A 26,089-nucleotide genomic window follows, 5' to 3' on the forward strand; every position below is an offset into this window, starting at 1 on the left:
TGAGCTGAATATGAAAGGATGCAAATAAATGATTATTAAACCAAGAACACGTGGTTTTATTTGTACCACTTCCCATCCTGTAGGTTGCGCTGCGCAAGTGCAGGAACAGATTGATTATGTGAAATCCCAGCCTGAGCTGAAAGGACCGCGTAATGTGCTCGTGATCGGTGCTTCCACCGGATACGGTCTCGCGTCACGTGTTGTTTCTGCCTTTGGAGCTGGAGCGAATACAGTCGGCATTTATCGTCCAAGCAGTTCCACAGAGAAACGTACGGCTTCTGCAGGCTGGTACAACTCCGCTGCATTCGAAAAAGCCGCTGAAGAAGCAGGCCTGAAATCGTACAGCGTTACAGGTGATGCATTCGCAAACGAAACACGAGACAAAGCCGTTGAACTGATTCGCAGTGAACTCGGTCAAGTCGATCTGGTCGTATACAGCGTAGCCTCGGCACGCCGTACCGATCCGAACACGGGTGAAGTATTCAACTCTGTGCTGAAGCCTATCGGACAATCCTACACGAACAAAACGGTGAACTTCCACACAGGCGAAATTAGCTCCGTTACCCTTGAACCGGCAAACGAAGAGGAAATTCGTCAGACGGTAACCGTTATGGGCGGAGACGATTGGGAACTATGGATGGATGCCCTGCAACAAGGCGGCGTGCTTGCTGACGATGCAACAACGATCGCTTTCTCTTACATCGGTCCTGAACTTACCCATGCTATTTATCGTGATGGTTCCATCGGTCAAGCCAAGAATCATCTGGAAGCGACTGCACACAAGCTGAATGATCGTTTAAGTGAAAAAGGTGGACGTGCGTACTTAACTGTAGCCAAGGCGCTGGTGACTCAATCCAGTTCGGCAATTCCAGTCGTGCCGCTGTACATCTCAGCATTGTACAAAGTCATGAAAGAAAAAGGCTTGCATGAAGGATGCATCGAGCAATTGCAACGTCTGTTCGCTGATCGCCTGTATGCGGGAGGAGAAGTTCCAACCGATGCAGAAGGTCGCATTCGCATTGACGATTGGGAGATGAGAGCTGACGTTCAGGAAGAAGTGGCGAAGCTCTGGAATGAGTTGACCACAGAGAACATCTACGATCTGTCCGATTTGGAAGGTTACCGTCGTGAATTCTTCCAGCTGTTTGGTTTTGAAACCGATGGTGTGGATTATGAAGCAGACGTTGATCCAAACGTTGAAATGCCTCATCTGGTGAACTAAAGAAGTTTGGGCGTGGACGTGAGCTTAGATTTTCGTTAGCTAACTTGCGGATATCATGTTAAAGATCGGATTTTAAAATCAATGAAGGAGGAGCCATCTGGCTCCTCTTTTTTTTGCCCTTTTAAAATCACTCATCAATTCCAATTTCCTTATCCATACATTCTTTCGTATTTCCCCGAATCAAATCGATTTAAGCAGCTTTTTCAGCTCTTTTGGTATCGTCTTCTCGATAGTAATAGAACGTGCTCCATGCATGGACGCAAAGAATTGAAGCCCCTCCCGAAAATCCGTGATCCATTCCTCCACAGGTGGAGCAGTCTCTTCCATCGATAACAAACGAACGGTAAGTACTCCCGTTTTGCGATCAAGTCTTGGGTCCATACGTCCAATCAACCGATCACCGTGAAGAATAGGCATGGCATAATAACCGTAGGTTCTTTTCACCTCTGGCGTATAAATCTCCCATTTATAATGAAAATCGAATAAATCCACAATACGCTCTCTTCTCCATAACAGGTTGTCCAGCGGCGGCAAGAAACGGACCGGACCGGACGGATCATAGTGTGGCTCTTCCCTTTCCATGTGCAGCAGCAATTCCTCATCTTCAGCACGAATATAATAAGGCGTGGCCACGTCCTCCACCTTAAGCGGGATCATTCGCCCATCTGACACACGGGCAGCAATATCGGCGCGTCGTTCAGCCGCTGTAGATTTTAACCAACCCAGACGGGGATCACGGGCATCTACGACACGATACGCATAAATGTATTTATCCAGCAGAGCCTGTCTCTGGGCCAACACATCGATGTCTTCTTTTATCGTAAGTCCCTGTTGCTGCAATCCGGATTCGGTAATATGAAAATAACGTTCATTCCCCTGCCTCGCCACCACACGAATGACAGCGGAGTCCAACAGTAAATTCAGAGCAAGTGTGGTATCCTTTGTCTTTGGCACATCTGCACTGTCCCAATAACCACTTACCCTTTCAACAGCACGGAAGGCTCTGGAAGGTAAAGGTCCTTCTTCCTTCAAACGCTGTAACACATGCTGCACTGTTTTCTCTAAACCTTGCAAGGAGGGAGCCAGACGCTCCTTTAATCGAGCACGCACAGGTTCAAAGAGAGCATAGTCCTCGATTGGAATGACACAGGCAGCATTTGCAAAATATTCAAACACCTTGTGATCACTCAGCAGTGTATTTAAGCTGTCAGCAGTATAACCAGGGTCACGAGCCCCCAACACCAAATGCTGGTTTCCGGTTACAGCAGCCACAGGATCGATCTGCACGCAACCAAGTGAGCGAATCATACTCAAAACTTGGTCCGGTCCTGAAGGTAAGGAAACTGCGGGCCAACGTCCCAGTAAAGCTTGCGTTTGCAGCAAAAAACGCCGAACGATTTTTTTATTCATGCGCAGCGCTGTTGTCATATGTATAGGTTCTTCCCTTCATTCATATATACAAGGCTTTATAGTCCAATTTATCAAGATACATTGATTTTAACAGTCCACATGATTACTTTCCAACCAAAGAAAGAATTCAATGTCTTACTTATCCAGCAATCCGTTCCTTATGGACAAAATAAAAAGAAGCACCACCATCCTGGATGATCTGCTTCTTGTGTTTGACCTTTTGCAATTTTTCCTGCTTCGTAGGCATGAGCCGTACATGCTGGGATAACGCACCATAATCTCCGTTAACTCTTCGGCTCTGTTCCAAGCACCATTGACCTGACCGCTCTGCTTTGCGTAATGCTTTTTGTGTTTGTGTACGTGCCATAATGGATCACACACTCCTTTGGTTGATATACACTCAATATATCATGTGCAGCTACACAAGTGAAGGTGCTTCCTACTGGAATGGGCATATACATAATTAAGAAGACTTCCACCGAGTACCTTAGCGGGATTGTCGCTTTCGCCGGGACTGCCACGTCTCGATTGGCTCATGATCATCTTCTTCGATCAGTTCCAATGCTTCGTCTACTCTTCTGGCTTTGAACAACAAAATTAACTCTATCAGGTCTTCCCGGTCCAGCAGCTTCACTCCATTAACCGCTGCAAGCGTACGACAGGCTTCGGTGTAACGGGCGGACGTTAATACAATCGACCGGTCGGCTTCATAATAACGCATCGATGTATATATCTCCTGCACAGCACTCAACCCTACGGGATGGTTCGCACCATATCGCTTCGCTTGTATAACACTTCGTCTGCCAAGTCTATCAACAAACACCAGATCTGCCCCGAAATCCCGGCTGCTCGTCGTCTTATGAACTTCATCGTACCCGAGCTCTTCGAATAAATGATAGAGATATAATTCAAATTCCGAACCATCCTCCATTTTGTCGATGTCCTTTATTGTGATCTTACGAGGATTGGCTTCACTTCGGATCCGCTGCCCGCGCCCGATAACCCGCCGAATAATCCAGGCCAGCAGTAGTAATATGACAATAATTCCTATGACCCATAGGGTCACATTTTCACTCCAGTTCATAAATTCTTCTCCTTGTGTCATTTCCTATATTCTATCCAACGTCTTACGCAGATACGGCTTGTCACCGCACTAAATATATCAGACTTCCACCTTCATCGAAAGAAGATGAATTCCCTGTAACCCTTATACTTCACGAAACATAGTGATTTCGACAAACCAATGATAAAAGGTTACAGTACGTTCGGTTGAATTCAGCTTGACTTTAATGGTAAAATTCAACAATCGGTTCTATTTGAACCGAAGAAGAAAGGTGGTTTATCACTTGCATACATTGACCAAACACAAGTCCAAAACATGGGCTGCCCTCATTCTGAGTAGCATGCTCCTCTTCACCATGAATACAACTGGTTACGCCGCTGCGTCAACCGAATCCATGCCGAAACCTGCGTGGACGTCATCTTCCCTGATGTTATCTGAGGCTAATACAGAGAAAGATGTCATGATCAAGGGAATCCATGCCGTGCCATCCAAAAATCTTGTATATGTGCATGCCTCGCAGCCCGTGACCAAAACAAGCAGCAAAACAACACTCGACTGGCAACTGGACTCTCTCCAAGCATTCGATGTTACGACTGGACAATTGAAGTGGAATACAATATTCCATGAGAAAAGTGGTCCTTATACCACCTACTCCGATTCGGTATATGCCAGCAACGGTACGGTTTATGTGTATATGGAATATTCGGACAAAACCAAAAAATTGTACTCATTCAATACATCCGGTAAAACCAACTGGATCAAAACGGTGAATTCACCTGCAAGCATATCCCTATTGGATAACGATACGCTGATGGTTGCTTCAAGTCAGGGCGTACAATCGAATGGTTCAGTTCGCTCAGCCATCTCGTTATATGACAAAAAGGGCAAGCTGATTACCGAGAAGACCATTAACGGTAGCGTGCTTAAGGCTGATCATGGTCGAATTGTGGTGGATGCCAGTAAACAAACCAAGGTAGGCAACTTCTGGCAGCAAGCTGAAAATCCCAAAGTGGAGATCTATGATCGTACGTTGAATCGTCTGTCCTTCTACCAATTCCCTGCCAATGCAAATACATTAGGAGATGGCGGCGGTGAATCCCTGGCCATTCTGGACGATGGTTCCATCATTATGCGTGCCAATTTTGAGAACACAGGTAACCGACTGATGGGCTTTGGCGTCGATGGCAAGCTTGCTTGGGGACGTGCCATTGCTGGTGATGCCTACATTCAGACGGCTGGCAACGGTTATACAGTCTTTACAGGGCAGAAGCTGGAATTGTACACGATGAAAGGCAAAGTGACTGAGCGTACATTCAAGGACGCACAGCCTGCACTTATGCGTGTGGACCAGACGCAGGATGGACAGTACCAGCTTGATTTTGCCAAAACAGGATACATTCTTGATCCACAGAAGCTGGAAGACGTGCATATCTACACTACCAGTGCCTCGGTTCCTTCATTAGAAGGTGTCTCTACCTATGTCGATGATGTCATCTATTCCATGAACAATGAGACATTGTCCAAATATGTATTAAAGGCTGCTGCAAAATAATGAACAGAGCGCTTCTGTATGACCGCCTAAACGGTTGACAGGGCGCTCTTTTATTTCAAATTCCCCTGGCTCCCCTTACTTGTCATTTCTTCTCATCCTGTTATACTATTAACGTTCTCTTGCTTCACCCTAATCTTGATAGGCAAAGGAGCTTAACCTTCCTATGATTATTCAGTTCATTCGATACAGATAACTTGGGGCATAGCCATAAACCTCTTTTTTTGAATTTCGTGCAGAGGTTTATTTGTTATGCCCTTTTCTTCAGTTATCCAAATCTGAATGAATGGGGTGTTATTCCATGTCAGTCCATCGCAGAGAACGCAGCGCTGCGCTTATTAATCCATACATCCATATGTTGAACTGTCCCATCTGTCATAGCCCTATGGCAACCATTAACTCAGGGAGCATTCAATGTGTGTCCAGGCATAGCTTTGATTTTGCAAGACAAGGCTATATCAATTTCATGACACGTTTTTTCAAGGGCAACTATGACAAACGTTTATTTACAGCCAAAAGGAATATCTTATCGGAAACCGGTATTTATGCTCCTCTGACCGAAGTACTACGCAGGTGGATCGCACGTTATTCCGTTGACATCAACTATCCCGTGCATATTCTGGATGCAGGCACAGGAGAGGGAACATTTCTCCAGCAGATTACGCAGAATACTCCAGCCGTTGGCTGGGGCATCGACATTGCCAAAGAAGGCATTGCCATGGCTTCCTCTGCCTACAACCAGCAAATTTGGTTTGTCGGCGATCTGGCATGCAGTCCGTTTGCAGAAGGTCAACTGGACATCATCCTGAATATATTTTCTCCTTCCAACTATGAAGAATTTGGACGAATTCTGAAGGATGGGGGATGGATCATCAAAGTCATCCCCCGTGAACGATATTTAATTGAACTGAGAGAAATGCTGTTCATGAATCGACCTGATCGAGCAGACGGCCGGGAACTTACGCTGGACCGATTCCGCAAACATCATCATCTCATCGCCAGCATTCCACTGACCTACACGCTGCCCGTCACCGCAAGCATGCTGGATTCACTCGTCCATATGACACCACTTTCCTGGCATCGGTCGGGATCATCCCTGGTGAGCATTCAAGCTTCCTTGTCGAAGATTACCATTGACGTAGAAATACTGGTGGGAACGAACAATTAGATAACCGTTATGGCTGATTTCAGCCGCCATACAGCCAAAAAGCCGGGAAAGTTCCAACTGGAACTTTCCCGGCTTTTCATGTGATCTGATGCATTATCTCCAATTCTCGTCTATAAATTCGTCCCGTCCGGATAAAGCACGGTCTTCCTTATAATGTTTTTCGTTTTTCTTGTGGTAATCCTGATGATAGTCTTCAGCCGGATAGAAAATAGCTGCATCCCGAATTTCCGTAACAATCGGTTGAGTGAATCGTCCGCTGGCTGCCAGTTCCTGTTTGGACTGTTCAGCAAGCTCACGTTGACGTTCATTATGCACAAAGATTGCCGTACGGTACTGTGTCCCCCGATCCTGGAACTGGCCTCCGTCATCCGTGGGATCAATCTGCGGCCAATATAGCTCCAGCAGTCGTTCATAAGGGAATACATCTGGATCAAATGTAATTTCAACCACTTCGACATGACCGGTCTCCCCGGTTTTGACCTGCTCATATGTTGGATTCTCGACGTGGCCGCCAGCATAACCTGATATAATGCCATGAATGCCCGGTTGTTCTTCAAACGGTGTAACCATACACCAGAAACATCCGCCGGCGAATGTAGCTTTTTCCATTCGGTTCATCCCCTCTTATCTAAACGATCTATAGAATACTGATGCTAAGTTACGCATATCTTTATATATTTTAAAACAACAAGAGGTTGATTGAAAGCCATGGTTATGGCTCTCAATCAACCTCTTCATTGGTAAAACATTTAGCTGACAACTAATGCAAGAAATTATCTTGATTAAGTTACCCGCGACTACGTCCCATCGAACGGAAGATCAAGCTTACGATGGCTACAAGAACGATCGCACCAATCAATGCAGGTACAATGTGGAATCCGCCCATCTCAGGACCCATATCGCCCAAGATTACTCCACCTAACCATCCACCGATGAAACCGGCAATGATGTTACCAATAACACCACCTGGAATGTCACGACCAACGATCAAACCTGCCAACCATCCAATGATACCACCGATAATTAATGACCATAACCAACCCATATCATTCACCTCTAATTAAAGTTTTTGTTGTTGTCTGTCTACTATTAACCGCTACAGAAGCATTTAAACAATTGGCATAAAAATTTTTGCATATTACCTTTTGTCCCCATGCATCTCCCTCTGCAAAACAAGCCTTAGTCAGGTATGGAACAGATCGCGTTACTTTCCGGCATCTCACCAGCTCAGGGCTGCGTTATGTACCTCCCGAAAGTCATTGTATGTTAGAGCAGACAAGGTTAGTATCACCAATTGAGGTAGGATTATTTATAAAAGTGCGTCATATTATAGGATGGATGGGTTAGGTCTGATCAATAAAAGCCTGCACGGCCCTTACCTGGCTGCGCCAGCCAAGTATGTTTATGGCTCTTGTCCAGCTCGCCACGCATCGACTGAATGACTTTCACTATGTCTGTCTGTCCATTCTGATGCCATTCCAGCGCAGCGCTCACATACAACTCACCTAGCTGTGCAAGAGAAAACGTGTCGGTCAGGCGGGCTGCTTCTATCGTGCCTTCTTCACCCGCAAATACGGTGAAGCCTCGTTGGCGCAAATATTGCAGGCGCAGCGCTTCATCGGGCAACGGAATTTCATAAGCCCGGTCGAACCGTCCAGCACGGTTCATGAGGCCAGGATCTATTTTCTCCGGATAATTCGTTGTCCCAATCAGGAAAATGCCTTCTTTCGACGTAGCACCATCCAGTGTATTCAGGAAAAAGGAACGGACTTCATCCGGCATCGAATCGATGTCCTCAATGATCAGTACCATGGGTGCCAACCGCTTGGCAGCCTCGAACACTTCACGCACCGATTCACTGTTGGTATACTCCGTAATCTGCCAATACGCAGCCGGGCCCGGGATACTTCCCGCAATGGATTTTACCAATGTGGTCTTGCCATTCCCCGGATGCCCATACAATAGAATGCCTCTTTTGTACGGGATATCATAATCCCTGTAAAAAGAACGATCCGCTTCGAAAAATTGATCCAGCGAGCGGAAAATATCCTGCTTGATCTGTGCCGAGAGAACAACATCCTCTCGTCCCACGGAACGAGTGATGGATTCCACATGACGATCGCTGCCATTCCGGGCATCGGTGTAGACCGTTACTTTTTTCATATTTTGCTGACGTTCCCGTTCCCGGACACTTCCCAGAAATTGCTTCATCTCCTCATCACCGATGGCAAAGACAAAGTCTTCACTGTAGATCCCGTTATCTCGGAAAAATGGAACCCGCACAAGTGCTACGCCCCATTTCGGATAAGCAAATACGTTATTGCGAATGGAGTAATGAACACCATAAGTGGGTATATCTCCATCATCGTCGTAATGCAACGTCTGAAGCTCCAGATCCTCGAATATACGGGCTACCAATTCCACTTCGTCACTGCCATTTTGCAAGTCTTCCCGGAGTAACTCCCAGTATTCATTGTTCGGGTCAGAACTGGCATAAAGCTTGTACTCAACTCCATAGCGCTTATGGAGCGCCTCACTGATTCCACGAATCAGCCTTGAATAGATGGCGTACCCTTCCACTCGAATTCGGGTATCATGTTGTTCGTCATAGGTATAGATCGCTTGAGTTGGATCTGTTTGTTTTTCGCTTATTGTCATTATTTCGCTCCCTTTACCGCTACAAGCGGTTTGCATTTGGCTACAACTTGAGCCAGGCCTGCGCCGGTAACACTGTCTATAATTTCATCTACATTTTTATAAGCCTGAGGTGATTCATCAATAATGGATTCAAGTGAGCGTTGGTTTACCACGATCTCATCTTCTGTACCCACACCCAGTGCCGTAGCAAAATCTTCCACGCTAATCAATCGTTTTGTTGCCGTCCGTGAACGGATTCGACCCGCACCGTGACATATTGAATAATAATTATCAGCACCCTGCGGCTGACCTACCATGATATATGAAGCAGTTCCCATGGAACCGGGAATAAGCGCGGGATGCCCTGTTGCCAGATAAGGCTTTGGATTGTCCGGGTGACCTGCCGGCAACGCACGTGTCGCCCCTTTGCGATGTACAAAAACGGAACCTTGGTCTGCGTGAGATTCCTCCCAGGCATAGTTGTGCATCAGATCGTATAACGTACGAAATTCACATTTGGAGCCAAACACATCCCGGAATGCTTCGCGAATAGCATACGCAATCAGATGACGATTGACAACAGCGTAATTCAATGCAGAATACATCATGTTCACATAATGACGACCTTCCGCATGCTCAAGTGGAGCAAATACCAGTCTAGGATCGGATGTACCCAGGTTAAGCCGCTGCATGACTTTGGCAATCGCTGAAGAACTCGTCTGGCTTACATAACCACCCCATGCACGAGAGCCGGAATGAATCATGACCACGACCTGTCCATCATACAATCCCCAAGCTTCGGCGATTTCACGATTCTCTTCAGCGATCTCAATTGCCTGGATCTCGGCAAAATGATTCCCCCCACCCAGTGTTCCGAGCTGACGATGCGAACGATGCCATGTCATATCAGGAACGTGGTTTAACACATCCTCATCGTAACTGAACTTGCTGCTTTCCACATGTGTCATCGCTGTTGATTTTTTCGGTGTATAGCTGTCTGGAATATACTTTTTGGGTAAACCATGCAGTCCTTTACGAACAATATGCTCCAATCTGATATCCGAGTAATGACCTCGCTGGTTCGCCTCCATCGGCAAAACTTTCTCAATGGCCTTGACGAGTTTGCGACGGAGCTTGATGTCTTTCAATTCGTCCTTGTGCAAGTTCGTCATATGCACTCGCATGCCACAGCCGATGTCACTGCCCACGATGGAGGGAGAAACGTATCCGCTCTGCGCATCCCACACGGCTGTCGTTCCAATGCATGTACCTACCCCGACGTGCACGTCTGGCGTGTAACTCATATAAGAGATTCCCGGAATCTGCAGATTATTGTTTGCCATCTCGAATACCTTGTAATCAAGCGAGGAGAAGAGCTGTTGCGCCGCATATACGGTTAGGTCGCCTGCAGGCAATTTTACTTCATGCCGGTAGCCGCCTGCGATTTCATCTGGATTAGTAAATAAATTAAATTCTGTATTCATAAAAGTGTATTATTCCTTCCTGTACGTTCAGCAAATTCGGTTTGCTGACTCATCTGTAAAATAAAAATAAAAAAAGCCATAGGCTAATCGCCCATGACTTCTACTGAATGACAATAACGGAGAACAGATCCGCATAAACATGCTGTGTGTCTGTCATCCATCGCTATAATATAAGCGAAGAACGCATATCGATTATAAACCCGTTAAACGATATGCCTATCCCCTATGTCGACCGTATGAGGCCAATGAAACGATGAGCCGGATATGCTATTGTGTCTACATTGCGCCGTGTTTGAATCAAATCATAACCAAGCATCATGTCTCTCGGCCTCCCTTCGTTAATGTTAGTCTTATATTAAGGGGACTAGAATTCATGTGTCAACCCTTTTCTTGGAAATTGGACCCGGCTGCATTGTTCATATATATACAAAAACAGGAGATTGTCCTAGGACAATCTCCTGTTTTCCAAATAATAATGATGTTGTTAGCGTAACATGATTATTATAGACCTGCTTGTTTTTCCAACTCTTCAACCGGATTCTCGTCTTCTTTTTCAGGAACTTTGGAAGACAGGAACCAACCACATACCGCAATGGTGATCAGTACAATATAGAATCCGAATTTCCAAATTTTATTTTCCGGGAAATGCTCATCCAGAACACCCAATGAAGGGTGTGCGAGTGTAATAACTGCCAGCTTAACCCCTACCCAACCTACGATCACAAAGGCAGCAACTTCAAGCCCTGGACGGGAATGAAGCAATTTCACAAAGTATGAAGCTGCAAAACGCATGATCACAAGCCCGATGAATCCACCGAGGAAGATAACGATAAACTGTCCACCGTCAAGTCCGCCAATTGCAGGCAATCCACTTGGTGGCAACGCCACGGCCAAAGCAACCGCAGCCAGAATGGAATCAACTGCAAATGCGATATCCGCTACTTCGACCTTGAAAACGGTCATCCAGAAACCGGATTGTTTTTTCGGTTTCTTAGGCGTGGAATCAGCTGCTTCATCTGTTTTATTGCGACTACCCAGTATCTTTTTAACGATATGGTTAATCGAAATATACAGGAGATACAGGGCACCGATCGCTTGTACCTGCCATACATCGACGAGGAAAGAGATCAGGAACAACGAACCTAAACGGAAAACAAATGCACCCATCAGACCATAGAACAACGCTTTTTTGCGCTTATCTTCAGGCAAGTGTTTAACCATGATTGCGAGTACCAATGCATTATCCGCTGCGAGTAATCCTTCAAGGACCACTAAGACAGCAAGCACCCACCCATATTCTAATAATAATGAAACATCCAACATTGACTCCTCCTTAATATTCTTATGATGTACAAAAAAAAGGACCTTTACCATCACTGGTAAGGTCCTTTTATATCCACAAAAAGAGACCTTTACCGAGCATGAAAACTTGGTAAAGGTCTCGCTAACAACAAAATTGCTGCCAATAAAGCCGGGGATATGATCCCGAACTGACGACTTTACTGTAAAAGCTACTCCCCTTTAACAGGAATATGTAGTTTTAGTTGGAACGGGTTGTTTAACCTGTACTCATCATATTTCATAACGTTAAATAAAGTCAAGCTTTATTTAGTTGACGATACAGCTTACGGAATACGACAACATCATAGATCATATTCCCCAGTGGAATGAAAGAAACAAAGAACAGAGCAATTGGACGGCGCAGACGCCATTTCTGTGAGGTGTACATAGTCACCATAAATAACAAATACATTAAAAACAAAAAACCGTACAGATTCCCAAACCATGTGACAGCCTGCGGCATAACCCCGGCATCTCTCAACGGAAAAGCAACAAACAGTAACAACACGTACGAAATGCCCTGCAACCACAACAACAGCCGGAAGCGCCCCAGCGTAGAATGTAACATTATTTTCCTCCTGCTTTTATACATGTAACGAATTCAATTGTTCCCGTACAGTATATCACAAAAGCTGAGCATCTCGCTTAATGCCATGCAGCAGATTCTTCCTGCAGCTTATATGGGTGGCTCATCTACCATTTCGCAGGAGCCAAATGCTTTAACTTCTCATAAGATATATGACGAAGATTGTTACAGATGTCGGACAAGGAGGAGCCGGATCATGAAAATAGCTATGGTTGCACCCGAGAAATTGCCTTTGCCTGGTAATGGTTCCGTGGAAATATGTATCCTGGGCATCGCTCGTGAACTTGCACACCGCCATCAGGTGACCATTATAAGTCGTCAAATGCAAGGTCTCGCCGCCACAGAACAGATCGACGGGATCACCATTCAGCGTGTCCCTGCATCGAGTCCTGTCAGTTACACCAAAGCAGTCATACGTCTGTTATCCCAACAACCCTTTGATGTAATTCAAGTGGATAACAGGCCACGAAGCATGGCTACCATCAAACGAGCTTTTCCACGTACACCTGTTGTACTCTATCTTCACTCGTTAACGTTTGCTCAGCCCGGACCTTCCACACTCACACTAATGAAAAAAGCCGATTGGATTGCCGTCAATAGTCAATCCCTCAGACAAAGGTTAGGCCGCAGATTTCCCTTGGTAAAACACCGGATGAGTGTTGTTCCATTGGGTGCAGATCTAAGCCGCTTCAGACCTGTTGAATCCAGCGAAGAACAGATTCATCTGCGTACACAATTTGGAGTAACTAAACCATTCTCTATTCTCTATGTCGGCAGACTGATCCCTGGAAAAGGGGTAGACGTATTAATTCGTGCAACTGCCCTCCTTCAGCAACAGATGCCTGTTCAACTGGTTGTTGCAGGCAAAGGACCTCCGTATTACATGCGTAAACTTCGCGAACTTGCTCAAAAACAAAAAGTCCATGTTTCCTTCCGTGGTCAGATAAACCATGAGCATATCGATCAGTTGTATCGGGCAGTCGATTGTCTGGTCTGTCCGTCTCAAGAACATGAAGCTTTTGGCCTGGTTAATGTTGAGGCGATGGCTTCAGGATTACCCGTCATTGCTTCGGATAACGGAGGTATTCGTGAAATTATTGAATCAGGTATCAATGGATACCTTGTCACCGCTTATAAGCGTCCCCAACGTTTCGCCTCTTACCTGTACACACTTGCAAGCAATCCCACTTTTGCGGAGAAGTTAGGGAAGGCTGGCCGAGACAGCGCAAGGGCACATTTCAGTTGGGCAAGAACAGCCATGCATCTGGAAGCGACCTATACCAGGCTCATCCGTAAATGAGCCTTCTTCTGTTGCGATGATCAAGCTTTCTCACGAAATTGCCATCCCTTAATCAAAGAATCCATCTGCGGAACAGAAATGTGACTCATCTCAATTAACTCCATAATAACCATATCTCTCATCATGAATCGTACTTTGGCACACGTTAGTTGATGAAATACATCGTAGAATTCCGTCCCGGTCCAACATCCATGTGGTACGACCAGCGAATCATTAACGATATAACCTACGGCTCCAATCGGGGGAATAACAACCTTAATCGCTTGATGATCCAACCGATTATCTGGATCTTTGACGAGATACACGGTATCCCCCACATGTAAAGCTTGTACGCCATGGTAGTGGTCCATCCCATACATAGCTGCGAATAATTTGGTGCTCATATTACCTGCTCCTTTTCCTGTATTTCTCCATGATTGAAATTTTTACAAAGATACATCGGTTTCATAATGTTCCAACCACTCGACAAGTTGCCTGCGTATCTCTCTACGAAACTCACGAGGTTCAAGTACCTCTGCCTCGGGCCCAAATTGATACAACCATTTCAAAAATTCTCTGCTGCTATTCAGTGTCACTTCAAATAACAATCCCCCATCCGACATATTCGTCATTCGCGGGCGAACAAACATCTCTTCTTCTTTTATGTAGGGGGCCACTTTCTCAGAGAATCTTACCTTGAAATGGATATTTTCGTCGCCACGGTCAATAGACCATGTGTTCTTCATGTACTGCGTTATGTTGAAATCACCCTTGTCGAAACCGGCATTTGTTCGTGTCACATCCAAAAAACGGCTAATTCGAAACAATCGAACTTTTTGCAGCAAATGGCAGTATCCAATCAAATAAAAACGTTGATCACGTGGAATGAGATAATAGGGATCGATATCCCGGACTGTAATCTCATTTCTTGTCAGCGTATGATATTGAGTACGAATGGTTTGCTGGCTTAGAATAGATTCGATAATGGGAATCAGCAAATTAGGGTCTTTTCCTTCCTCACGATAAGCTGGCGTGCCCATCCGAATAATTCCCGCAATATTTTCTACAATATCACTGTTTCTTGATTTTAATTTGGTATGAGCCGACATGACCTTGTCAAAAGCTGAATCGAACTCAGCAGGTAACTTGGAGGTATCAACTACGGACGGCAGCAAGGAGAAGACCATTGCTTCCTGTTCAGTAAAATCTAATGGATACATCGCAAACTCACCAATAAATCGGTAACCTTTGCCATATCCTTCATTCATAATCGGGGCGACCCTATCCAAAATCCGGAGATCACGATAAATCGTGCGTACAGTCGTACCGCATTTCAGCGCCAATTCCTTGGCCGAAATTCCAGGATTTGCTTGTATAGCCTGAAGTATACGCAGCAGACGAATTAATTTCTCTGTCATGTAGTTTCTCCCCTTCGATATTTTATCGGCAAGGAAAACTAGTTCCTTTAGTACAGGACTAAATCTTTAGTCCCAATTTTATTTTCGCAATTTCACCATTTTTGTATAGTCCAATTGCACTTTTACCCCCTTTTAATATACATTCTCTTACTTGCTTGCGTAAAACATTAACCCGAAAGACCTTAAACCTAAGTCTGAAAGCCTATACAATTTTCTAAAAATAATACAAAAAAAGCCCAGATCTCTATAAAGAGACAAGGCTTTTCTCGAAATTACTTGTTATGCAACTGTAATAATTGATCCATCACATTCGTCATATGCTCACAGAGTTCAGCAATGTCTCCCATCTGGTCTTCATTCACACTGCGGTCAAAATAAACGTGAGCCGTGACGTTATACATGATTGGCTGTTCATCAAAAATATACCGGATGTTCTGGCACATCCTCTGCTCAGGCCAGCTCTTCTGTAATATTGGACGAATAACCGGGCACTGCTTCTCAGGCTCCTTCACAACCATGCTAAACCGTAGTTCCAAACGGCAACCCGGATTCGCACCAGGCGTCTCCAGGATCTCCGCTGCAAGCTCCTCAAGGGAGTTGCTTAATACAACTTCCCCTGTTACTTCCGGGCGATCCCTGAGACAGAATTGTAATGTGAACTCTCTGGACATCACTGCCATCTCCAGCCGATCTTTACGCCCCGTAATCTGAATACGTTCATCCAGGTTATCCATATCATAGAGATAATTCTCAAACCCGACTTTCAGATTGTCATACACCGTTGGATCAAACATTGAAATAAACCTACTTTCTAACCCTTTAACATGTATTGTAGTACATTCTCAATTTTCATGCGACTAGCCCAATCCATTGTCCTGAAAGTATAAAAAGCCCAGTCACCAGGACTGGGCTTCGGCTAAACATGCGATCTGATAAGATCCCTGAGCTTTGCTTATTCTTCTGTAGCTTTTTCTTCAGCTGCCGGTTCAGCTTCCTCAGCAGAAGCCGTTGGCTCTTCCTCAGCGGCTTGTGGCGGCATGACGGAAGCGATGATGGACTCAGGTGATGTTATGAGTGTCAAACCTTTGTCCAGCTTGATATCCGCAGCAGTCAAGCGATCACCAATATCCAATCCGCTAACATCCACTTCAATGGACGTTGGCAGATCCGCAGGCAATCCTTCTACTTCCAGCTGTGTCTCCTGTGTCTGGAATACACCGCCAGCTTTCGAGCCGGCCGCTGTACCCTGGAAGTCGATCGATACACTTACACTGATCGGCTTGTTCTTGGAAATTTGCAAAAAGTCTACGTGCAGCAAACGTCCGTTACGCTCTTGCTGATCCTTGATCAGCACCGGAACCGTATTACCGCCTTCAACATTCAGGTTGAACATTTCGGAGCGGCCTGTGCGTGCCACTTTCAGCATTTCTTTTTCATCTACATGTATTGAAGCACCTTCAAGTCCCGGGCCGTAAACGACTGCAGGAACTCGTCCGCCTTGTCTTAACAGGCGCAATGCTGCACCTTTCTTTTCCGTTCTTGGCGTTGCTGTAAGTTGAGCCATTTTTCCGTTGGATTTCATGATTGAACATCCTCCTTCAAGGGATCACTACATTATATTTGTTGGAAAGCGCTGAGGCTTATCTCATAGACCATGATGGTCTTTTTCCTTTGGCCGAATCGTGGGCCATATCTATATTTACCCCAATGATAGAGGATCTCAAACACAAAAGAGGACAATTAATTATTTTTTGGCAAGTTATGCGGCTTATAATCAGACCAAAAAAGCAGTCGGAGTCTCTTCCAACTGCTGGTTTAACAAGGTTTTGACGAATTACATTCGACGTTATAAATAAAGAAACTATGCGCTATTACGATCCTCTGTTTTTTCGCTTTTACGAATGATCTGCATCTCGTCTGATCCGCTACGGACAATAATGTGCACATCCCCGTCTTCAGGTACAATGTCGACGTAACGGTCTCCGCACGTATCTTTAGCTTCCCATTCGTTCAATCGAATGATCAATCCCAGGTGATGCAGACCCGGAGCAACGCGGAAGCGGGCTTCGGCGGCATTTCCGACTTGTTCCAGCCGTACTGCTCCGTCCTCCATACCTGTGCCCCATACCCAGACATCCCAACCTTCATAGTGCTGGTCTTCCCGTTCGTATCGAAGCGTGACGGTTCGCGAAATTTGTTTATGAATCGTTACGCCAAGCGTTGCCCGGATTCCTCCGGCTTCAGCAATAATATGGGTTACTCCAGGTGTCATCGCACGTACGATCCCTGCTGCACTCACCGCTGCAAGTTCTGGGTGAGAAGAGCTCCAGCGTATATTCGAATCCTGAAGCGGCTGACCAAATTGATCCAGAACCAAGGCACGGAAGCAACTGATTCGAGTCATATACATGACAGGTTCGCCCACAATTTCGATTCGTTCAGCATGACGATAATCCACTTGTAACATACAGCTTGCCGTTATGTTCCCACAATGGACTGTAATCGAAGCTTCCCCTCGTTCCAGTGCATGGATTGTTCCATCAGGCTGGATCTGAATGATATCCGGATCAGAAGAAGTCCAGGTGACTGGAGCTTTTTCTACCACATTGCCAATGCTGTCCCGTACGATCGCTCGCAGTTGAGTGGTCTCCTTCGGACTATATACCTGGCGAGGAAAACTAATCTCCACTGTTGATGGTTCAGTGCCTCCAGCATGCTCTGTGTCATACAGTACCATTAAGGACCATCGTTCTACCTGAACAGTACCACGAACAGTCTCGATCACGTCTGTGCCTGCCTGATGATCATTGACTACAACATGCCAGTCTCCTTCTCCCAGGTCGACATGCTGCTCATGTTCCGTTCCGTTATAGATGACCAGAATCTGATTCCAGGTGTCCTGATTCGCACCATACTGAAGTATAAAGGCAACTACGTTGCCATCCGCACGAATAACACGAAGGTGATTTCGTACCTGTTCAGCATCAATCATACGAAAAGCGGGATGTGTTCGCCGCAAATGAATAAGACCACGATAGTAGTCGAACACCGGTCTGAACCGTGATTTGTTGGCCCATGTGATGGCGTTCACCGCATCCCCGCTCCGATAACTGTTATGATCACCGGCTTTGGATCTGAGCATCTCATCCCCTGAATGCAGAAACGGAATTCCCTGAGAAGTCAGCAGAATGCCCGAAGACAGTAAAGAGCGACGAGCCATCTCATGATTCAAAACATCATCTGCATCCACATACCGATAAGGATCTGCTGCTTTTACAGCGGACTCAGCACTCCCACCACCCACGGGCTGTCCGTCCTTCCATACGGGAAATCCTAATTCATGTCTAAGGTTCATTGTTGTCGCAATTTTATCCCACAGATTGAGATTATCATGAGCAGTTACATAATTAACAACTTCCACAGGTGAAGATGTGAAATCATCCAGTGCTCCCGCTAATCCCCTAATAAGCTCATATTCCTGCCCTCCGGCACCCGTGACAAACCCTCTGCCACTGCCATCACTATCGCCCTTGATTGCACTGCGAAAATGATCATTAAATACTGCAAACCCCTGACCTCGCTGGGTTCCTTTTAATGTTTTGCGGTCCAAAGGTGAATCTCCACCCATCCAGGGTTCCCCATAGATCAGAAACGCCGGATCGATCTGTTCCTTCAATTCACGTGTCAATTCATTCATCGTTTCCGTATCAATCAGGGCCATAAGGTCAAATCGAAATCCGTCCACATGATATTCTTCTGCCCAATATCGGAGAGAATCCAAAATATATTTTCGCACCATTGGACGTTCTGTCGCCAATTCATTGCCTACACCAGAACCATTGCTGAGGGTGCCATCCTCCCGATAACGGTAATAATAGCCTGGTACAATCCGTTCAAAAGGTCCCTCTTCCACGCTATACGTATGATTATAGACAACATCGAGTACAACGCGAATGCCTTGTCTGTGCAAGGATTGAACGAGTGATTTGAGCTCCCGGATGCGAACTGCAGGATCACGAGGATCTGTCGCATACGAACCTTCGGGAACGTTATAATGCTGGGGATCATACCCCCAGTTGTATGGTGCTCTGATGTTTGAACCCACATCTGCTGTAGCGAGTTCATTCACCGTCTGATAATCCGCCACAGGCAGAAGATGTACATGAGTGACTCCCAGTTCGGCAAGATGGTCTACGCCAATACTATTGCCCGCTCTATCTGTCAGACCGGATGCCGTGAATGCCAGATATTTTCCCTTATACGGAATATCTGCATGTGGATCCGAGGAGAAATCACGGACATGCAACTCATATAACACGGCATCAACAGGATGCAGAAAAGCAGGTTTGAAATCTAGGTCCCAATCAACCGGATTGGTGGTCTCAGGATCTATAATAGCTGTTCGTTGCCCATTAGCCGTTACCGCTCTGGCGTAAGGATCAACAACCACTTCAATCCGCTGATCATCATGGATAATTCGGTACATATAATAATGTCCTGCCCAATCGCCGCTGAGCTTCAGACTCCATATTCCGTCCGCATCACGTGTCAGAGTATGTTCCTGCCCATTTTCATGATCTTGTACTTTACCACTATCGTTGTAATGCCCTTCATCGTCAAAAATCAATATATAAACCTGTTGTGCCGTAGGTGCCCACAATTTAAAAGTACTTGCTGCACGAGTATATGTTAAGCCAAGATCGTTGCCTTCGTAACAAAAAGAAGTCCATTCCGGCATCGTTCCCACCGCCTTTATATCCATTGATTTCGTGTTGTCCCGATGTTATTGAGCGGGACGTTGTTTGTCAACCCGGGGTTGTCTGTACTCATCATATCGGTCCAATTTGCGTATTCAATTAGCAATCGCTTTCAAAATATAGGATATGAAAACAAGCGCCATAGATTGACAGCATTTGTACCTGTCCCGACAAAAAAAATTTGGAATATACAAGAATAAATTGCAGGATGTCATTTGGTTGAGATTAAAATGCACCAACAGGTGCACAGCATAAAGAAGGTCAGACATGACAAGGTATAGCCTTGCGACCAAGGCAATGGTTTCTGACGCATCAACAAATCCCCCTTTCATACAGAAAAGGGGGATTTGTTTTATCTCAATTTATTTGATTAGATTGGATTGGACCCTTCAATTCTTGGTAAGCATGGCGTTCATTAGGAATTCGAATACATCACCGTTAGGGATATCGCATTCACATGTACCTGTCCGTCCTGTATGGTACGTATCGTATCAACGCCTGCTTGTCCTTTGTCTACAATCACATTCCATGTCCCTGTGGGAACAGCGATGTCACGGTTTTCTTTTGCTGCGTTATAGATAACAACAATATGTTCCCATGAATCGCTGGCTGCTGTACCGTTCAGTTCATAGGCTAGCAGCCCATTGCCTTTTTCTATTAGACGAACATACTTCTCGATCTCTTCCCGTGTACGAAGCCGAAAGGCTGGATGTTCTCGCCGAAGACGGATCAGCCCACGATAATAATCAAATACCGGCTTGAACAGCTTCTTCTGCTCCCAGTGTATGGCATTGACCACGTCTCCACTCTGATGGCTGTTGGCGTCCCCATATTTGCTTCGAAGCAGCTCATCTCCAGCCGCGATCAGGGATACACCCTGGGAGGTTAGAACGATACCATTGGCAAGCAAACTACGCCTAACGGTCTCATTCTCCAGAATGTGTTCCGGATCAATCTGCAGGTAAGGCTTAGCCTTCTCTACAGCCTCTTCCACGCTCTCGCAACCACAAATACTTCCATCCTCGTTATAACTGAGGAAATTCAGGGTATCGTGGAGTCCTTGTGTACGCGCGACTTTATCCCACAGATTGAGATTATCATGCACGGTTACATAGTTAATCGTCTCGGATGGACCATCCGTAAAATCTTCAATGGCTCCCCGGACGCCAGTCCACAATTCGTCTTCTTTCCCGTCCGCGCCCGTCGCAAAGCCCGTACCCATGCCATCGCTGTCTCCCTTGATCACTCCGCGGAAATTATCGTTAAACACAGCAAAACCCGCCCCGCGCTGCGCTCCTTTTAGGGTCATATCATCACCAAGCGGCGAATCCAGTGCGCCCCATGGTTCACCATATAACAATATGGAAGGTGACACTTCAGTGTGCACCTCCGCTGCAAGCTGTTTCATCGTAGTTGTGTCGATCAGACCCATCAGGTCAAATCGAAAACCATCCACATGATACTCCTCTGCCCAGTAACGGACCGAGTCGATGATAAACTTGCGAACCATGGTGCGTTCAGTAGCCACCTCATTGCCCGTACCTGAACCATTGCTGTAGGTTCCATCGGCGTTTTGACGATAGTAGTACCCTGGTACAAGTTTTTCAAAAGAGCTGCCTGCCGTATCAAACGTATGATTATATACCACATCCATAATGACACCTATTCCCTTGTTATGAAGGGCAAGCACCATTGATTTGAACTCACGAATTCGTGTCTCCGGCTCATCTGCACGTGATGCATAGGAACCTTCCGGGACATTGTAATGAAGCGGATCATATCCCCAGTTATAGTTGGAGCCATCAGACGTATCACCATCTACTCTGGATTCATCCACCGTCGCAAAATCAAATACAGGCAGCAGATGCACATGTGTAATCCCGAGTTCAACCAAATGATCGATCCCCAGTGTGTTACCCTCTGAATCACGCAGACCCGTCTCGGTGAAAGCCATGTATTTGCCTTTATTCTTTATGCCAGATGATGGGTGAATAGAAAAATCACGTACATGCAGTTCGTACAAGATTGCATCTACAGGACTGGTCAATTGCGGACGAATATCCTCACTCCATCCATTCGGATGTGTCTGCTCCAGTCTGACAATTACACCCATTTCTCCATTCATGGTCACTGCTCGTGCGTAGGGATCTACAGCATGGGTTGAATGTCCATCTTCGAAAGTAGGCTTGTACATGTAACGATAGCTACTTAAATCACCCTCCAGTTCCAGAACCCAGATGCCTTGTTCTTTCTTTTGCATAGGTAACGCCTGCTGTTTCTGTTGATTGGGCTCTTCCTCCGGGCTCCCCCCTGTCAAAGGTGGGTATAGAAGTAGTTCCATCTGAACGGCTAACGGTGACCAGACTTTAAAGTGACAGGTTTGTGCTTCTAATGTGACACCTAAATCTCTTCCTTGGTATGTATCTTCTGAAATCAATAGTTCCTGCTTATCCTCTTCAATCATGTGTGTTGTTCCCCTCTCGTTGAGAAAATTGATGAACATGGATGATACGAGTGCTTCTTACCCTTTATACCCGTTCTGCTGCCCAACCATAATCCGAATTACACAAAAGAAGACAAACGTCATGTAGATTCACATGACGCTTGCCTTCTTTATGGGTAAAACGATTTCTCTCTAATGTGGTACCTGGGATTGGAAATCATTCCGGCTGGATTGATCGGCGTGGTACAAAACCACGTCCCCATCTTGCATCGGCCAGCTTCTCCCCTGACCATCTACCGGGCTGTTATCAAAACCTTCCATTTGCCATTGATTCATCAACGGTGCGTGAATATATTGCAGATGTGGCGCACTCGTATTGCCACTGCGCAATGTTTCGATATTGAAGTTAACCACAATGTAACCGTCTCTCAGAAATACCATTGCCTTCTCATCCAACTGTTTTTGTCTGGCAAGTGGCTCTAAATCGGTTCCTTTGGGTACTGCATATACATCTGCTGGCAAGCTATATTCCCCATACCAGCGCTGAATCGCTGCATTCGCCCGATCAACATTAACACCAGATGGAATATCTGTTTTTGGGCCAATGAGTGTACGGATCTGTGAAGGAAGAATCATCCAATCATAACGACCTACCCACGTTATATGATGAGAGGTCTGATCCACGAAACGAACCATATGTTCCGCCATTGTACCCTGATTGCGTTCCTCCTCCGACAGTTCATAGGTATACTGATAACGCGCTGTATCACCTAACTCCGAACCGGGGACATTCCGCAACCGTGAGTTCAGGACAACAAAGCGTTTTTCTAAATCTTGTGCCGATCCGATACGAATGAGTCGTTCCTGTCCTCGATGGTAGTATAGATCCACTTCTTGCCTTGTGGTGCCATCTTTACTGACAAAAGAAAATATCGGCGTGATTCGGATACCATCCTGTTTCCCAAACATATTACCCTTGGTTTTCAGATCAAACTTGAAATGGTAACCCGTCTTCACTGCAGCATTTCGGAACCCCTGTACCGGATGACTGCCAGGACGAACTGGCAGGACATAGGGAGCCAAATTTCCTCGGGGATCTCCGTCTATACTGTTTTCTCCGGTCCAGTAGCTTACACCCGTTGGTTCGGGGCTGCCCATCCGCTTACGGAACACATTCTCCCAGTTGTAGTCTGAAATATCGGTGATGTGAAAATCATATAATCGTCCGATAACCTCTACAGCAACGGTATCTGCTGCGACATGATGAGTCAGATTCGTATTGGCATCCTGTTGTTCTGTGAAGTTTGCAGGTGTATTTTCGGCGATATTTCGAAACTCGACCTGATAATTCCCTTCATCTACCCATACAGGAAGAAAAAAAGGAGTGTCCAACTGATTTACCGGAATATCCACCCATGTCATAGCCGGAATAAACTGACTTCTGGCACCGTTATAGACATCGAATGGGAAACGAACCTGTTTGATCCGGAAATATTTCGCATAATCATGGTTTCCATAACCTGGGTAACTCGCTACATCCAAATGTTGACCTGAGGTCGGTATTCGCACAATGAATGGACGCTCTAAAATAAGTGCAGCTCTGGTCGGATCAGGCGTAGTCTTCTGATTATGAGGCTGATCATCAGACACCCAGGCATAGTTCACAACTGGAGTATGTACTGTCACCGTGTTAATTCCCAGAATGGGGAACTTCTGATCCTGACCTCCGTTAACATTGCCAGGGAGCAATCCATACGTAATCTCACCCGTGGTTGGCTGGTTAGCTTTGTTCATCAATGTGTTCTTGATTGTCAGACGGTTCTGGTACAGAACATCGTCTCCGATCATGCCAGGTTGGGGGATCGTGCCAGGTCTTGGAGTTGTTTTCTCCACCGGGGCAGGATCCATAATCATCCCTCCATTAAAGACTACCTTGTCGTTATTAACGGTGTTCTCTCTAACCTCCGCTTCAGCTTCAGATTGAAACAATGACGTTTCATCTGGCGTAGGCGGTTCAACCGAACCCCCTGGAACCCCTTTGATACCAAGATCAATTTCTCGACATGGCGCAGGTTTCACATGATTGGTAATCGCAGTATCCATAGCCGATTGCAAAGTCGGTGGTGTATATGCATTGGGCGTCAGAGTCACGGTGTCACCATAACCGCCTAGCGCATAGTTAGATACCTTAGCTTCATTTAACTTGTAAACCTCCAGTTTATCGATCTGCCAATAGCTATATGTCCGTGTTACTTGCATGGTTTTATCCCCGGGCACATCAAGTTCTTTGGGCTCAGGAGGTGTTCCTGGATCCCCCTCACCACTAGACGCTCTTCCCGGGATCGTCCAGGTTTTATGATAAACCCTTTTCACTTTAACGGTGTAAGTCACCGTTCCTGTCATGTTAACCCAACGGTGCTGAAACAGATATTCCTTGGCCAAAACATTGGCATAAAGATCTTCCGAAGTTGGAATACCACGGGTAACATCAAACTTCTCTGATCCCCGATCGTCTGCCTTCAACACACCTCCAACAGACGGGTCCATAACCGATGCTTCAATAACCGTGCCTCTACTCGGTGGGCTGATGGTCACAGGGCAAGCGTTCACAGGGTCGCCCCCCGGATCACCATCATTACCACCTTCTCCATTATCTGTGCAGTCCTTCACCTCAAGCACCTGAGTCCCTTGTTCATTCAGTTGCTGAGCAGAATCAAGAAAATGAGCTTTTATGGTCGTGCTACCCACGATCCCTTTTGTCGTGATTCTGCCATCAGCACCGATCGTTGCCACAGCCGAATTCGAGCTCTGCCACGTCAATTTGGGATGAGCCGTCAGTTTATGAACAGAGCGATCCGGTTTGTTTAGAACGGCTTCTGCCTGTAGAGGTGTCGTATTGGCTTTACAAGCATTCGGCAGATTTACAACGAGTCCTGGCTCAGACGTGACAGTTATGGTGGCAGTATCCGAGATTAGATATGTACCATTGTTCCAGATCGCACGCACAGTGACCGTGCCCGGACTTTCGGCCGTTAGCATCCCTGTTTTGAGCTCTATACTCGCAATCGTCTCGTCAGAGGAAAACCATTTGATTTCCGTTTCCCTTCGCGATACGTCGATGCCCTCACCAAAGGCTGTCGCACCATAGCCCTTCGTCTTCACCTTGGCTACCATCTGCTGAGTTTGACCTAGGGTAAGGGTTTTATTTGGAGTTACATCGATTTCTTTCTCTTCGTGAATCTTACCTTCCCAGAAGATGCTAACAGGGGTGTGGTATACCATCTTATATTTGGGTTTATTGCCTGGCCTAGTCCCATAAGGTTCCCTTTCAAAGAACTCAAACCCTTTGCCAGTATATGTTCTAAGATCCGCATTTTTTTCACTTGTAACTCTTGGACTACCTATTCCTTCATAACTATTTACCTGCTGATATTTTACACCATCAGGATCGTTCTTTAACTTAATATCAGTTACCATTTCCTTATCAATTCCTATACCTCTATATGGCTTCCAACTTAGTGGCGGCCATCTACTCATATCAACATTATCGGGAATTTCTGTTTTTACAGGGTATGCATCATAATCAGTTCCTCCGTTATCCACATCTTTGTGTGTGCCTTGATATTCTGCCCTAAATTCTCCTGAATCAAGTTGATACCAGTAAACTCCCGGTGTTCCTTGAGTTGGGTTTGCATCAACTGTTACTGCTGGCCCTTTCATGGATTTGGAACC

Annotated in this window: 20 protein-coding genes and 1 pseudogene; 5 read left to right on the forward strand and 16 right to left on the reverse strand. The window is 45.9% G+C overall.

Annotation, left to right across the window (positions count from 1 at the left end; all coding sequences use genetic code 11):
* Positions 1–28 precede the first annotated feature (28 nt).
* Entirely contained in the window at positions 29–1,222 is a 1,194-nt protein-coding gene (gene fabV, locus AC4E8D_RS23920) for an enoyl-ACP reductase FabV (RefSeq protein ID WP_339178688.1), read from the forward strand.
* Positions 1,223–1,402: 180 nt separating this feature from the next.
* Here the strand turns inward: fabV and AC4E8D_RS23925 are convergent, their stop codons facing one another.
* The 3 genes from AC4E8D_RS23925 to AC4E8D_RS23935 form a co-directional block, all read right to left on the reverse strand.
* On the reverse strand, positions 1,403–2,650 hold the full coding sequence (locus tag AC4E8D_RS23925; protein ID WP_405130664.1) for a DNA glycosylase AlkZ-like family protein: 1,248 nt from the start codon (positions 2,648–2,650) through the stop codon (positions 1,403–1,405).
* Positions 2,651–2,771: 121 nt separating this feature from the next.
* Positions 2,772–2,999 carry a hypothetical protein gene (locus AC4E8D_RS23930; protein WP_339178692.1) on the reverse strand — a complete coding sequence of 76 codons (228 nt, stop codon included), beginning with the start codon at positions 2,997–2,999 and terminating at the stop codon, positions 2,772–2,774.
* Between the two features lie 120 nt (positions 3,000–3,119).
* Positions 3,120–3,716 (reverse strand): restriction endonuclease, encoded by a 597-nt coding sequence (locus AC4E8D_RS23935; protein WP_221824687.1) that lies wholly within the window; start codon positions 3,714–3,716, stop codon positions 3,120–3,122.
* A gap of 262 nt (positions 3,717–3,978) precedes the next feature.
* On the opposite strand from AC4E8D_RS23935, the gene AC4E8D_RS23940 reads away from it, so the two are divergent.
* From AC4E8D_RS23940 to AC4E8D_RS23950, 3 genes and pseudogenes are all read left to right on the forward strand, one after another.
* Positions 3,979–5,247, forward strand: a complete 1,269-nt coding sequence (locus tag AC4E8D_RS23940; RefSeq protein ID WP_405130665.1) for a hypothetical protein — start codon at positions 3,979–3,981, stop codon at positions 5,245–5,247.
* A gap of 352 nt (positions 5,248–5,599) precedes the next feature.
* A pseudogene (locus AC4E8D_RS23945) lies at positions 5,600–5,701 on the forward strand (putative RNA methyltransferase); the annotation flags it as partial.
* A 9-nt stretch (positions 5,702–5,710) separates the two neighbouring features.
* Positions 5,711–6,412 (forward strand): methyltransferase domain-containing protein, encoded by a 702-nt coding sequence (locus AC4E8D_RS23950; RefSeq protein ID WP_260633008.1) that lies wholly within the window; start codon positions 5,711–5,713, stop codon positions 6,410–6,412.
* Between the two features lie 93 nt (positions 6,413–6,505).
* On the opposite strand, the gene msrA is transcribed toward AC4E8D_RS23950, so the two are convergent.
* From msrA to AC4E8D_RS23980, 6 genes are all read right to left on the reverse strand, one after another.
* Positions 6,506–7,021, reverse strand: a complete 516-nt coding sequence (gene msrA / locus AC4E8D_RS23955) for a peptide-methionine (S)-S-oxide reductase MsrA (RefSeq protein ID WP_221824692.1) — start codon at positions 7,019–7,021, stop codon at positions 6,506–6,508.
* Between the two features lie 178 nt (positions 7,022–7,199).
* A complete protein-coding gene (locus tag AC4E8D_RS23960; protein ID WP_062835823.1) occupies positions 7,200–7,457 on the reverse strand; it encodes a GlsB/YeaQ/YmgE family stress response membrane protein in 258 nt (85 codons plus the stop codon).
* Between the two features lie 308 nt (positions 7,458–7,765).
* Positions 7,766–9,070, reverse strand: coding sequence for an ATP-binding protein (locus AC4E8D_RS23965; RefSeq protein ID WP_221824693.1), 1,305 nt, complete (start codon positions 9,068–9,070; stop codon positions 7,766–7,768).
* Positions 9,070–10,533 carry an RtcB family protein gene (locus tag AC4E8D_RS23970; RefSeq protein WP_339305397.1) on the reverse strand — a complete coding sequence of 488 codons (1,464 nt, stop codon included), beginning with the start codon at positions 10,531–10,533 and terminating at the stop codon, positions 9,070–9,072. The genes AC4E8D_RS23965 and AC4E8D_RS23970 overlap by 1 nt, the downstream gene beginning before the upstream one ends.
* Before the next feature lie 501 nt (positions 10,534–11,034).
* Positions 11,035–11,856: a TerC family protein gene (locus AC4E8D_RS23975; RefSeq protein WP_083657153.1), complete on the reverse strand. Its 822-nt coding sequence runs from the start codon at positions 11,854–11,856 to the stop codon at positions 11,035–11,037.
* Positions 11,857–12,130: 274 nt separating this feature from the next.
* Positions 12,131–12,442: a DUF3817 domain-containing protein gene (locus AC4E8D_RS23980; RefSeq protein WP_076212347.1), complete on the reverse strand. Its 312-nt coding sequence runs from the start codon at positions 12,440–12,442 to the stop codon at positions 12,131–12,133.
* A gap of 214 nt (positions 12,443–12,656) precedes the next feature.
* Here AC4E8D_RS23980 and AC4E8D_RS23985 point away from each other — a divergent pair, with 214 nt between their 5' ends.
* A complete protein-coding gene (locus AC4E8D_RS23985) occupies positions 12,657–13,760 on the forward strand; it encodes a glycosyltransferase family 4 protein (RefSeq protein WP_490205322.1) in 1,104 nt (367 codons plus the stop codon).
* Between the two features lie 20 nt (positions 13,761–13,780).
* Here the strand turns inward: AC4E8D_RS23985 and AC4E8D_RS23990 are convergent, their stop codons facing one another.
* The 7 genes from AC4E8D_RS23990 to AC4E8D_RS24020 all read right to left on the reverse strand — a co-directional run bounded on the left by AC4E8D_RS23990 (position 13,781) and on the right by AC4E8D_RS24020 (position 26,077).
* The gene (locus AC4E8D_RS23990) at positions 13,781–14,143 is read right to left on the reverse strand and encodes an HIRAN domain-containing protein (protein ID WP_490205323.1); all 363 of its coding nucleotides are present in this window, start codon (positions 14,141–14,143) and stop codon (positions 13,781–13,783) included.
* A 42-nt stretch (positions 14,144–14,185) separates the two neighbouring features.
* Positions 14,186–15,157 carry a helix-turn-helix transcriptional regulator gene (locus tag AC4E8D_RS23995; RefSeq protein ID WP_076212352.1) on the reverse strand — a complete coding sequence of 324 codons (972 nt, stop codon included), beginning with the start codon at positions 15,155–15,157 and terminating at the stop codon, positions 14,186–14,188.
* A 272-nt stretch (positions 15,158–15,429) separates the two neighbouring features.
* Positions 15,430–15,951, reverse strand: a complete 522-nt coding sequence (locus AC4E8D_RS24000; RefSeq protein ID WP_490205324.1) for a hypothetical protein — start codon at positions 15,949–15,951, stop codon at positions 15,430–15,432.
* Between the two features lie 158 nt (positions 15,952–16,109).
* Positions 16,110–16,739, reverse strand: coding sequence for a 50S ribosomal protein L25 (locus AC4E8D_RS24005; protein ID WP_339178710.1), 630 nt, complete (start codon positions 16,737–16,739; stop codon positions 16,110–16,112).
* A gap of 279 nt (positions 16,740–17,018) precedes the next feature.
* On the reverse strand, positions 17,019–19,895 hold the full coding sequence (pulA, locus tag AC4E8D_RS24010; RefSeq protein ID WP_490205325.1) for a type I pullulanase: 2,877 nt from the start codon (positions 19,893–19,895) through the stop codon (positions 17,019–17,021).
* Positions 19,896–20,329: 434 nt separating this feature from the next.
* Positions 20,330–22,378, reverse strand: coding sequence for a type I pullulanase (gene pulA / locus AC4E8D_RS24015; RefSeq protein ID WP_490205326.1), 2,049 nt, complete (start codon positions 22,376–22,378; stop codon positions 20,330–20,332).
* A 171-nt stretch (positions 22,379–22,549) separates the two neighbouring features.
* Positions 22,550–26,077: a DUF5704 domain-containing protein gene (locus tag AC4E8D_RS24020; protein ID WP_490205327.1), complete on the reverse strand. Its 3,528-nt coding sequence runs from the start codon at positions 26,075–26,077 to the stop codon at positions 22,550–22,552.
* Positions 26,078–26,089 lie beyond the last annotated feature (12 nt).

The sequence above is a fragment of the Paenibacillus sp. SRL342 genome (genome assembly GCF_984798905.1).

Bases quoted from the DNA above. Each gene is read 5' to 3' on its own strand.
- AC4E8D_RS23995 (WP_076212352.1), bottom strand. From the start codon at position 15,157: ATGACAGAGAAATTAATTCGTCTGCTGCGTATACTTCAGGCTATACAA.
- AC4E8D_RS23985 (WP_490205322.1), top strand. From the start codon at position 12,657: ATGAAAATAGCTATGGTTGCACCCGAGAAATTGCCTTTGCCTGGTAAT.
- fabV (WP_339178688.1), top strand. From the start codon at position 29: ATGATTATTAAACCAAGAACACGTGGTTTTATTTGTACCACTTCCCAT.
- AC4E8D_RS23925 (WP_405130664.1), bottom strand. From the start codon at position 2,650: ATGACAACAGCGCTGCGCATGAATAAAAAAATCGTTCGGCGTTTTTTG.
- AC4E8D_RS23975 (WP_083657153.1), bottom strand. From the start codon at position 11,856: ATGTTGGATGTTTCATTATTATTAGAATATGGGTGGGTGCTTGCTGTC.
- AC4E8D_RS24020 (WP_490205327.1), bottom strand. From the start codon at position 26,077: ATGAAAGGGCCAGCAGTAACAGTTGATGCAAACCCAACTCAAGGAACA.
- AC4E8D_RS23930 (WP_339178692.1), bottom strand. From the start codon at position 2,999: ATGGCACGTACACAAACACAAAAAGCATTACGCAAAGCAGAGCGGTCA.
- AC4E8D_RS24000 (WP_490205324.1), bottom strand. From the start codon at position 15,951: ATGTTTGATCCAACGGTGTATGACAATCTGAAAGTCGGGTTTGAGAAT.
- AC4E8D_RS23950 (WP_260633008.1), top strand. From the start codon at position 5,711: ATGACACGTTTTTTCAAGGGCAACTATGACAAACGTTTATTTACAGCC.
- msrA (WP_221824692.1), bottom strand. From the start codon at position 7,021: ATGGAAAAAGCTACATTCGCCGGCGGATGTTTCTGGTGTATGGTTACA.
- AC4E8D_RS23980 (WP_076212347.1), bottom strand. From the start codon at position 12,442: ATGTTACATTCTACGCTGGGGCGCTTCCGGCTGTTGTTGTGGTTGCAG.
- pulA (WP_490205326.1), bottom strand. From the start codon at position 22,378: ATGATTGAAGAGGATAAGCAGGAACTATTGATTTCAGAAGATACATAC.
- AC4E8D_RS23935 (WP_221824687.1), bottom strand. From the start codon at position 3,716: ATGAACTGGAGTGAAAATGTGACCCTATGGGTCATAGGAATTATTGTC.
- pulA (WP_490205325.1), bottom strand. From the start codon at position 19,895: ATGCCGGAATGGACTTCTTTTTGTTACGAAGGCAACGATCTTGGCTTA.
- AC4E8D_RS23990 (WP_490205323.1), bottom strand. From the start codon at position 14,143: ATGAGCACCAAATTATTCGCAGCTATGTATGGGATGGACCACTACCAT.
- AC4E8D_RS23965 (WP_221824693.1), bottom strand. From the start codon at position 9,070: ATGACAATAAGCGAAAAACAAACAGATCCAACTCAAGCGATCTATACC.
- AC4E8D_RS23960 (WP_062835823.1), bottom strand. From the start codon at position 7,457: ATGGGTTGGTTATGGTCATTAATTATCGGTGGTATCATTGGATGGTTG.
- AC4E8D_RS23970 (WP_339305397.1), bottom strand. From the start codon at position 10,533: ATGAATACAGAATTTAATTTATTTACTAATCCAGATGAAATCGCAGGC.
- AC4E8D_RS24005 (WP_339178710.1), bottom strand. From the start codon at position 16,739: ATGAAATCCAACGGAAAAATGGCTCAACTTACAGCAACGCCAAGAACG.